This window comes from Nonomuraea sp. NPDC003709 (assembly GCF_040610775.1).
GTDB lineage: Bacteria > Actinomycetota > Actinomycetes > Streptosporangiales > Streptosporangiaceae > Nonomuraea > Nonomuraea angiospora_A.
In genome coordinates, this window is the sequence record NZ_JBEXMW010000032.1 from 117,673 (window position 1) to 123,672 (window position 6,000).

General features: G+C 68.2%; 2 protein-coding genes and 1 pseudogene. All 3 read right to left on the reverse strand.

The annotated features are described in order from the left end of the window. Positions 1 to 120 precede the first annotated feature (120 nt). Positions 121 to 4,749, reverse strand: coding sequence for a ThuA domain-containing protein (locus tag ABZX61_RS56730; protein WP_355209229.1), 4,629 nt, complete (start codon positions 4,747 to 4,749; stop codon positions 121 to 123). Between the two features lie 184 nt (positions 4,750 to 4,933). Further along, complete coding sequence (locus ABZX61_RS56735; RefSeq protein WP_355209232.1) at positions 4,934 to 5,767, reverse strand: sugar phosphate isomerase/epimerase family protein; 834 nt, start codon at positions 5,765 to 5,767, stop codon at positions 4,934 to 4,936. A gap of 39 nt (positions 5,768 to 5,806) precedes the next feature. Further along, positions 5,807 to 6,000, reverse strand: a pseudogene (locus ABZX61_RS56740) (ABC transporter substrate-binding protein); the annotation flags it as partial.

The window sequence follows — 6,000 nt, forward strand, 5'->3', positions numbered from 1 at the left end:
GGGGCCTGTACCGCGCCGGGAGGTCGTCTTCGCGCCCATCCGGCGCGCCGCTCGTGAGAGCATGCCCGTGCCGCTGCCCCGCTCGTAGCGGGGCAGCGGCTTATGAGGGGTGTTCGGTTGTCAGCCGCTGATGACCGAGATCATCTTGTCGGCGTCGCGGGTGAGCACCTGGCGTACGTCGGCGCGCGGGACGAGCTTCCCGTCCGCGACGAGTTTCTTGAATTCGGCGAGGAGCCGCACCGCTGTTTCGTCCTTGCCGGATGCCTCGGCCTTACGGGCCTGGGTCAGTTTCCTCGTCAGCTTGTCGTGTGCGCTCGCCGACAGCCAGCTGGTGGCCCGGAATCGGTCGAGCAGGTTCTGCATGTCCCGTAGCGAGGTGGTGACGTTGAATCGCACCGACGTGGTCACCGCGTTGCCGGCGTTGTCCGTCGACGTCACTGCGACCGTGTGCTTGGCCAGCTCCTGGGTGAACAGTGGCAGCACCGAGCCCGAGGTGTGCGGGGCGCCGTCGAGGGTGCCGGTCGTGGTGCGGATGCCCGAGGTGGCGTCCACGGCCTCCCAGGTGATCACCACGTCCTGTGAATCGCCGTACACCTCGCCGTCGGCCACGCCCGATACAAGGAGGATGGGCTTGGTGCCGTCGATCTTCAGCACCGCAGCCTTCTCCTCCTCGCGATTGCCCGCCGTGTCGGTCGTGCGGTAGCGCAGTTCGTGCTCACCGTCACCGTCGACCACCACGGGCGTTCCTGCGTAGGCCTTCCAGCCGCCGCCGTCGAGCGAGTACTCGATGAGCTTGACGCCGGAGTGGGCGTCCTGCGCGGCCAGCTCGACCGGGACCGAGTCCTTGCTCCATCCGCTCTCGTTCGGCGGGGCGAACGAGGCGGTGGTCTGCGGAGCGGTCGTGTCGATCTTGAACGAGAGAGAGCGGGCCTGCTCGACGTTGCCCGCGCCGTCCCGCGAGCGGTACTCGAGGGTGCGCGCCCCGTCACCGCTCACCGTGAACGGCATGCTGTACGCGGTCCAGGCTCCGCCGTCGACGCGGTACTCGGTGGCGGCCACGCCGCTGCCGTTCTCCTCGTCCACCGCGGTCAGGGTGACCTCGACGGGAGCGGCGGTGTACCAGCCGTCCTTGCCGTTCGGCTCGGCCGGGTTCTGCTTCGCCGTGCTGGTCGGCGCGGTCTGGTCGGCCGGGCCACTGCCGACCTTGGTGAGGCGGAAGGTCTGGTTGGGGGAGGTTGTGCAGTTCCATTGGATCACCGCGGCGCCGTCGGCCTGGGAGACGCCGTTGATGTCGACGCACAGTCCGGTCTTGGCGGAGACGATCTGGAAGAGTCCTTCGCCGCCGCCGGTCGGAACCACGGTGAAGTACTGGTTGGGCGCGTCCCCGCTGCCGCTGGCGTGGCAGGTCCACTGGACCAGCTGGGTGCCGGGTGTGGCCGTGCCCGGAATGTCGGCACACTTGCCGCTGCCGACGTTCTTGAGCTGGTAGCCGCCGGGCGCGGTCATCAGTTCCCACCGCTGGATGGGGTCTTCGGCGGCGCCCATCTGGACGAGCTTGGCGTTGTCCGCGGTCGACGCGTTCTCAGTGGTCACGTTCTTGCCGCTGTGCTGGGCGGTGACCTTGTAGACGCCGGGCTCGATCGCGGGAGGGGGAGCCTCGCCCACGAACTGGACGGCGTCCAGGTCGAAGGCGTTGTTGGCGGAGTTCTTGAACACCACGTAGAGCGTCGAGGTGGTCGCGTTCGCCGCCACTGGGACGGTCTGGGTTTGCTTGTAGTTGTTCCAGCCCCCGGTGTTGGGGACGGCGGCGCTGGCCAGTAGCCGGCCGGTGGGGGACTCGGCGCGCAGCTCGATCAGCCCGCCGCCGGTTGGGCTGGACAGGCGGTAGTTCACGCCCTTGACGGCGTGCAGGTTCATCGGGGTGAACGAGATCCAGTCGTTGTTGCTGATGTCGCCGATGCGCTTGCCGCTCTCGGCCTCGGGTTGGTCGATGACGCGCACGCCGGTCTGGGCGTCGAAGAACTCGGCCTGCTTGCGCATCGGCTGCAGGACTGCCTTGGCACGGCCGGTGAGCGGCATTTCCTGCGAGCCGTCGGTGTAGTGGGCGTTGAGGACGTAGAACAGGTTGGCGCCGTCGGGGTGGCCGCCGAGGTCGCCGGTGTTGACGACGCCCTCGCAGCCGGGGATCTCCACGGTCTCGTGCTCGTGGTCGTCATGGCCGAGCGCCGGGTTGACGAAGACCTTGGCGCAGTCGATCTCGCCGTCCTCGGGGTCGGTGACCTTGATCTTGTACGGCACGTCCTGGCCGAACTGGATCGGCGTGCCGTTCAGCGGGGTCTCGATGGTCACTGTGGGCCGGCTGTTGCCGGCGGTGATCTCGATGTTGGCGAAGCCCTCCTTGCCGGTGCTGTCGGTGACCTTGAGCTGGGCGGTGAACCTGCCTGGGGTCTCGTACACGTGGGTGGCCTTGGCCTGGGTGGAGTCGACGGTGCCGTCGCTGTCGAAGTCCCAGGCGTAGGTGAGGGAATCGCCGTCGGGGTCGTAGCTGCCGGAGGCGTCGAACTCGACGGTCAGCGGGGTGACGCCGTCGACCCGTGAGGAGGTGGCCTTCGCCACCGGCGAGCGGGCGCCGGCCGCATAGTCGATCCGGTAGAGGCCGGAGTCGTTGTTGCCGCCGCCGAAGTCGGTGCCCCACTCCAGCAGGTACATCGCGCCGTCCGGGCCGAAGGTCATGTCCATCGGCTTGAGGAAGGGTGTGGTCCCCAGGAAGCTGTTGATCTTGAGGACCTGCTCGTTGGAGTCGAGGTGGATCTCCTTGATGTAGTGGCGCGACCACTCGTAGAAGAAGTTCACGCCGTCGAAGTAGGGCGGGAACTTGGTCTTCGAGGGGTTGTCCGCGTCGTAGCGGTAGACGGGGCCGCTCATCGGCGCCGAGCCGCCCGAGCCGAGCTCGGGGAAGGTCGGGGAGGTGCTGTAGCCGTACCACATGATCGGCTTCTCGATCGGCGGCAGCTCGGTCAGGCCGGTGTTGTTCGGTGACTCGTTGACGGGGGCGGTGCAGTTGAACTTGGCGCCGATCTCCTTGGTGTCCGGGTTGTACGGCGCGTACGCCTGGTTGTCACCGTGGCAGAACGGCCAGCCGAAGTTGCCCGGCTTCTTGATGACGTCGTATTCCACCAGGCCCTCGGGGCCACGGTCGGTGGTGGGGCCGCCCCGGTCCGGACCGTAGTCGGCCACGTGCAGGTAACCCGTCTTGGCGTCGACGGTGAACCGGAAGGGGTTGCGGAAGCCCATGGCGTAGATCTCGGGACGGGTCTTCGCGGTGCCCGGCGGGAAGAGGTTGCCCTCGGGGATGTCGTAGCCGCCGTCGGCCTTCGGCTTGACCCGCAGGATCTTACCGCGCAGGTCGTTGGTGTTGCCCGCGGTGCGGGCGGCGTCCAGCATGTGCTGACCGGGCCGCCAGTCGAGCGGCGCGTAGCCCTGCCAGTCGGGAGACAGGTTCGGAGGGACGTCGTCGCCGACGCTCAGGTAGAGGTTGCCGTCAGGGCCGAACTCAACCGCGCCGCCGGTGTGGCCTGGCTCGGGATAGGTCCGAGCGCGATAGGCGGGAATTTCGATGATCTTCTTCTCGGTGCTCAGGTCGATGGTGTCGCCCTGCACGGTGAACCGGGACAGCCGGTTGACGTCTTGGGCACTGTCGGCAGGCGACCAGTAGACGTAGATCCACCCGTTCTGGGCGAATTTCGGGTCGAGTTCCATGCCGACCAGGCCGTCCTCGCCACCGGTGTAGACGTTGAGGGTGGCGGCGGTGACGGTCATGTGGGTGTCGGGCTTGTAGATCTTCACCTCGCCCTGGCGCTGGACGTAGAACACCCGCCCATCGGGGGCGACGTCCAGCTCCATCGGGTTGCTGGTGTTGTCGTCCAGGGCGACCTTCTCGAAGCTGCTCCATACGGTGCCCCCGCAGTCGCCCGGCTGGGCGCCGGCCGCCCATTCGACGCCGCCGAGAACGTGCTCGCGGAACTCCGGCTCGGCATAGGCGGCCGACTCGTGTCCCATGGCGGTGGCCCACACCCGGGCGCCTTCGGCCTGGCGGCACCAGGAGATCGGATGGTCAGGACCCATGGCGGAGGAGCCGGGGTCGTAGGTCGTCTCGTCCGCGGCGACCAGGACGTGCACGTTGCCGCGCGGGTTGGGCGCGAAGTTGTACCACTCCTCCGCACGCTGCCACCGCTGCGGGAGTTTCTTGGTGGAGGGGTGCACGCGGTCGACGACCTTGGCCAGCCCTTGGAGCGTGCCGGGCGAGTGCGCCGGCATGTGGGCGCCGCCGTTGATGAGCTCGTCCCACCAGGGGAACTCGTTCTCGATGCCCATGTCGAGCGCGTTGTGGACGGCCACGACGCCCTTGCCCGACCGGACGAACTTCTGCAGCGCCTGTCGCTGGGCGTCGTTCTCCCAGACCATGCCGGAGTTCTGCAGCATGATCAGGACGTCGAATGTGGCCAGGTCGGTGTCGTTGAACACCGAGGAGTCGGCGCTCTGCACCACCTCGAAGTCATGGGCCGCGGCCAGCTCGTTCACCATCTGGATGCCGGCTGGGATGGAGGCGTGCACGTATCCCGCTGCTTTGGTGAACAGCAGGGCACGGAAGCCGTGGAGGGTGGCACTGGTCGCGTGGGCGGGAGCCGGCGCCAGCGCCAGCGCCAGCAACAAGGCTGGGAGTAACAGGGCAGTGAGAAATCGTCGCATGGCGAATCTCCTGGGGGGAGCGGCGACACCTCGGACCGAGGTGTGAAGGAACGCTGCTGCGAAGGCGCGCGCCACGAGGGCGCACGCCGATGGGCGGTCAGGGGGTGCGCAGGTGAGCTGGAGTCGGACGGCGAGCAGGCGTCGGGGGCGCGAAGGTGACCCGGTGTCGGATGGGCGAGCGGTGTCAGAGGGTGCGCAGGTAGGCGAGCCCGTCAGTGGCCAGCGCGTCCTGGCTTTCGGCGAGGGGCCGCCAGATGGAGGCCGCGGTGGCGATGGTCTGGTTGTGCGCGGTGAAGGACTCGATGACGAGCGGCCCGTCATAGCCAGCGTCGTGCAGCCGTTGGGTGAAGTTCGGCCAGTCGAATCGGTCGGCGCCCGGCGTGCCGCGGTCGGTGCCGCACACCTGCACGTGCGCGATCCGGCCGGCCGCGGCCCGTGCCGCGTGCGCGGGGTCTTTCTCCTCGATGTTCATGTGGTAGGTGTCGAGTGCCAGGTGGCAGTCCTCGGGCAGCGCGTCGAGGGCCTGCTCGACGGTGTTGATGAGGCTGGTCTCGTACCGGTTGAGCGGCTCGACCGCGAGCTTGATCCCGCGCTCGGCCGCGTGGTCCAGGACGGGCCGCAGGTTCTCACGCAGTTCGGCGTAGGCGGCGCGGCGCTCTTCGGGTGACAGCCGCCATGTACGGCCGACCGAGGCGTACGCCGGTCCCCCGATCACGGGGGAGCCGACGGTCGCTGCCACGTCGACGCAGTGCCGCAGATAGTCCTGGGTGTCGCGGATGGTTTCGGGGGAGGCGGCCACGAGTTCGCGCCCCGGCGGCATGACCAGCACCACGGATGCGGCCAGCCCGTGCTCGGCCAGCACCGCGGCGGCCTTGTCTGGGTTCCAGTCGCCGGGTTGCTCGACGGGCAGTTCGATGACGTCGAAGCCCCACCCGGCGATGCGGGGCGCGAGCCGCGTCAGCTCGTCGTCGGTCAGCGGGGAGACCCAGACCCAGGTGTTCACTCCGATGGAGTACATGGCGTCCCTCTTCGTCGTCGAATGGGCGGAGGGAAATGGTCAGCTCTTCTTCCCGCCCCAGGTCTCCGGGAACCCGGGCAGGCTCTCGCAACCGCACAGCGCGTAGTGCAGCGGCGGCATGTTCGGCTTCAGGTAGGTCGACAGGTTCTCGCTGGTGACCTTCGGTTGCGGCAGGTTCCACATCTTGGGCACTTCCTCGCCCTTGAGGATCTTCAGCGCGGCGATGATCGGGG